We start from the raw sequence: 4380 nt of genomic DNA, 5'->3' as shown, positions 1-4380 counted from the left end.
TCAGCAAGGCGCGGCCAACCGCACCTCGAACATCGTGTACCCCACGTCGCAAGCCCAGATGCCCATCGGGCAGCAGGGCTTCGCCTCGGCCAAGGTCTCGGCCGACGTGAGCAACAACGCCCTGGTCTTCTACATGACGGGCTCCGAGTACAGCACCGTTCGCCGCCTCGTCGAGCAGCTCGACATCCCGCGCAAGCAGGTTCTCGTCTCGGCCATCGTGGCCGAGGTGTCGCCCAAGAACCTCGAGTCAACGGGCATACAGTGGCAGGCCACCATCAAGGGCAGCGGCATCGTGGGCTTCGGCGCGGGTCAGTCGATCGAGCAGATCTACCAGACCCTGCAGACCGGCAACTTCGTCATCGGCACCGTCGACCCGACCCAGACCAGCATCAATGTGGGCGGAACCACGGTGAAGTTCCCCAACAACTACGCGCTGCTGAACTTCCTCACCACCACCACCGACTTCAACCTGCTGGCCAGCCCCCGGCTGCTCACCCACAACAACAAGCAGGCCGACATCAGCGTGGGCAAGATCGTACCCTTCGCCACCGGCGTGAAGTTCGACATCAACGGCAACCCCATCGTCAACTTCGACTACCGCGAGGTGGGCCTGAACCTCAAGCTCACCCCCCACATCAGCCAGGGCCAGAACGTGCGGCTCGAGGTTCACCAAGACCTGCAAGAGGTCATCGACACCATCAAGACCGGCACGGGCGCGTCTGCCGTGCAGGTTCCAGTGGTCTCGAAGCGCGAGGTCAACACCGAGGTCTCGCTGGGTGACGGCCAGACCCTCGTGATCGGCGGCCTGGTGCAGCGCACGACCCTCCAGACCATTCGCAAGATCCCCATCCTCGGTGACATCCCCCTGCTGGGCGATCTGCTCTTCAAGACGAAAGACCGCACGGTGAGCAAGACCACCCTGTTCGTGTTCCTCACCCCGCACATCGTCGACAGCCCGCAGAAGGCGCGCGAGATCAACGAGCAGTACCAGCAGATGTACGAGCGCTCGATGCGCAACGAGAAGAGCTACAACGAGAGCATGGAGTACGTGCCTGCCCAGTCGCCGCGCACCTCTCCGAAGGATCCGCAGGCCCAGCCGCTGCCCGGCCCCGGTCCCATTCCCACGCCGGAAGCCCTGCCGCCCCTGTCGGCTCCAGGTTCGCAGCCTCCCCCTCCGGGGAACCGCATGCTGCCGGTTGCCCCCCCTTCGCCAGGACGCACGCCGAACTGGCAGTAGCACGTGAACAAACGGGGGGGGCGCCGTCGTCATGAGCATGCACCCTGAACCCGAGGAGAGACCGATGCTCGACACCGACGCCCAGGCCGCGCGCGAGCCCCGCGGCACGCTCGCCACCATCACCGAGAAGTTCTCGCTGGAGTTCCTCCAGAAGCACCTGCTGCTGCCCCTCGACGGCACAGACACGGTGCGCATCGGCATCGCGTCACGCGACGCTCTGCCCGCCCTCGAAGACATCCGCCTGGTTCTCAAGCAGGACGTGGAGCCCGTGATGATGTCCCGGGCCGAGGTCGAGGAAGGCCTTCGCCAGCTGCTGGTCGACCGTCTCGAGAGCGGTCCCGCCGAAGACGGCGCGGTGGTTCTCGACGAGGACGATCGCATCACCGACCTCTACTCGGTGAGCAGCGAGGCCCCCATCGTGCAGCTCGTGAGCACGATGTTCTTGAAGGCCGTGGGATCGTCAGCCTCCGACATCCACCTCGAGCCCTATGACGATCAGGCCATCGTGCGCATGCGCGTCGACGGCGTGCTGCAAGACGCCTTCACCATTCCGCGTCACCAGTTCAACAAGGTGGTGGCCCGCATCAAGGTCATCTCGCGGCTCAAGCACGACGAGTCGCGCCTGCCGCAAGACGGGCGCACCAAGCTGCGCGCGGGAGATCGTGCCATCGACGTGCGCGTGTCGACCGTGCCGACCCTCTTCGGTGAGCGCGTGGTGATGCGTCTGCTCGACCGCTCGCAGAAGCTGCGCACCCTGAGCGATCTGGGCCTCGACAGGGACACCTACAACGCCGTGCACGAATTCGGCACCTTCCCCCACGGGCTCGTGCTCTCGACCGGCCCCACGGGCAGCGGTAAGTCGACCACCCTCTACGCCCTCATGCTCGAGGTGCAGTCGCCCCATCGCAACATCATCACCATCGAAGACCCGGTCGAGTACCAGGCCGCGCGCATCGGCCAGATACAGGTCAACGCCAAGATCGGCCTCACCTTCGCGGCAGGCCTGCGCTCGATTCTGCGACAAGACCCGGACATCATCATGGTGGGCGAGATCCGCGACCCGGAGACGGCCGAGATCGCCATCCACGCCGCCCTCACGGGCCACCTCGTGCTCTCGACCCTGCACACCAACGACTCGGCCAGCGCGGTCTCGCGGCTGCTCGATATGGGCATTCCCTCGTACCTCATCAGCGCCGCGCTGCTCGGCGTGGTGGCGCAGCGACTCGTGCGCAGGCTCTGCATGAGCTGTCGCGAGGCCTACGTGCCCCGCGACGAGGAGCTCGCCCAGATCGGGCTGCAGCCCGCGCAGCTTCGTGGGCGAACGGTGTATCGGCCGCGCGGCTGCGAGAAGTGCTTCCAGACCGGCTACTGGGGGCGCGTGGGCGTGTTCGAGGTGCTCAAGGCCGACGAAGAGGTCGGTCGCCAGATCGTGCGCAGCGGCGAGGCCTCGGTGATTCGCGGCATCGCGGTGCAGAAGGGCATGCGCACCCTCGATCAAGACGCCAGCCTGAAGTTCCTCGAGGGGCTCACCAGCGTGGAGGAGTGCCTGCGCGCCACCCGCGCCTGAGGCCCATCGCATGCCGCTCTACGAGTACCAGGCCTACACCGCGCAAGGAAAGCCCACGAACGGCCTCATCGACGCGCCCTCGCGCGCCGTGGCCTACGAACGCGTGCGCGGGCAGGGGCTCTTCCCGTCGCGCCTCGAGGAAGAGCGGGCCACCGCCGCGGGGGGCAAGGCCTCACCGGAGAGCCTCGCCTTCGCGCTGGTGCAGCTGGCCACGCTCATGCGCGCGGGCATTCCCCTGACCGAGGCCCTCGACTCGCTCGTGGGTCAGCTGCCAGAGCGCGCGCTGCAGCGCGCCTTCTCCCGGGTGAGGGTGCGCCTGCAGGAAGGTGCGTCATTTGCCCAGGCCATCGGCGAGAGCGACGTGTTCGGCTCGCTGCTTCCCCGCCTGCTGGCGGCGGGCGAGCGGGTGGGCGCACTCGACACGCTGCTCGAGGAGTACGCGTTCTTCATCGAGCGCGCCCAGGAGTTCCGCGGCAAGGTCGTGGGCGCCATGGTATATCCGGCGGTCATCCTCATGGCGAGCCTCGCGCTGGTAGTCTTCATGCTCACCCACGTGGCCCCGACCCTGGTGCGCATCTACGCGTCGTTCCACGTGCAGCTGCCGCTGCCCACGCGCATCATTCTCGGGGTGGGCACGTTCCTCACCCAGGGGGGGATTCTGCTGGCGGCGGCGGGGGTGCTGGGCTTCGGCGCCTTCATGCGCAGCGTCTCGCCCGTGGTGCGCAACGGGTTTCTCCTGCGCGTTCCCTTCATCGGCCAGCTGCACCTGTGGGCGCAGGTCTCGCGCTGGTGTCGCACCGTGGCGCTGCTCCACAAGGGGGGCGTGCCCCTCGTGCGCGCCCTCATCAGCGCGCGAGAGGTGGTGGAGAGCGCCGTGCTCGCCCAGCAGCTAGAGGCGGTCGAGAAGAAGGTCGAACGCGGTGAGGCCCTCGGCGCGGCCCTGCGCCAGGTGCCACTCATGCCGCCCCTGGTGTGCCAGATGGCGGAGACCGGCGAGAAGAGCGGCCAGCTTGACTGCCTGCTCACCGCCGCGGCGGTCTTCTTCGAGAAAGAGGCCGATCGCAAGCTGGCGATGTTCGCCAAGCTGCTCGAGCCCGCCATGATCTTGATCATGGGCCTTGTGGTGGCGTTCATCGTGGTCTCGGTGCTGCTGCCCATCTTCCAGCTGAACCGCCTCATCCGCTGACGACGGGCGGCCACGCGGCAGCCCGAAGGGCCTAGCGCATCGCGCGACCCGTGTCGATGAGCGCGCGCAGCAGCTGACGGCTGTCGAGCCAGATCGAACAGAACACGAGCGTGGCCATGTCGCGCCCCAGCTGCGCGTTGGTCGGGGGCGGCGGGGGAATCTGCTGCAGCGCAATGCGAGGGTCGAAATCGGTGTAGCGGATCGCCACCCGCGTGTACAATGTGTCGAACGGGCCCACGAGGGCGTCGAGACGTGCCAGCGTGGCTTCGCGGGCGAGGGCGTCGTAGTACTCGAGGGCAAGCGCGGTCGCCGCGGCGCGCATGGGAGCGGCCAAGGTGGCGTCGACGGCGGTGGCCCGCTCCACCGCAGCCAGGAAGCGCGACCGCTCGG

The 4380-nt window shown here is 67.5% G+C and carries 4 protein-coding genes; 3 read left to right on the top strand and 1 reads right to left on the bottom strand.

Annotated features, from left to right (window positions below):
* From EB084_20520 to EB084_20510, 3 genes are all read left to right on the top strand, one after another.
* Window positions 1-1237: hypothetical protein (locus EB084_20520; GenBank protein NDD30652.1), on the top strand; the 1237-nt coding region annotated here is incomplete at its 5' end.
* 31 nt (window positions 1238-1268) lie between these two features.
* On the top strand, window positions 1269-2804 hold the full coding sequence (locus tag EB084_20515; GenBank protein ID NDD30651.1) for a type II secretion system protein GspE: 1536 nt from the start codon (window positions 1269-1271) through the stop codon (window positions 2802-2804).
* Between the two features lie 10 nt (window positions 2805-2814).
* Window positions 2815-3990: a type II secretion system F family protein gene (locus tag EB084_20510; protein ID NDD30650.1), complete on the top strand. Its 1176-nt coding sequence runs from the start codon at window positions 2815-2817 to the stop codon at window positions 3988-3990.
* Between the two features lie 31 nt (window positions 3991-4021).
* Here EB084_20510 and EB084_20505 read toward each other — a convergent pair.
* Window positions 4022-4380, bottom strand: a 359-nt coding sequence (locus EB084_20505) for a hypothetical protein (GenBank protein NDD30649.1), incomplete at its 5' end; no start/stop codon positions are given.

Source organism: Pseudomonadota bacterium (assembly GCA_010028905.1).
In the GTDB taxonomy this organism is placed as follows: domain Bacteria; phylum Vulcanimicrobiota; class Xenobia; order RGZZ01; family RGZZ01; genus RGZZ01.
The sequence above is the reverse complement of the archived record's forward strand: the minus strand, read 5'-3'. Positions and strand labels throughout refer to the sequence as shown.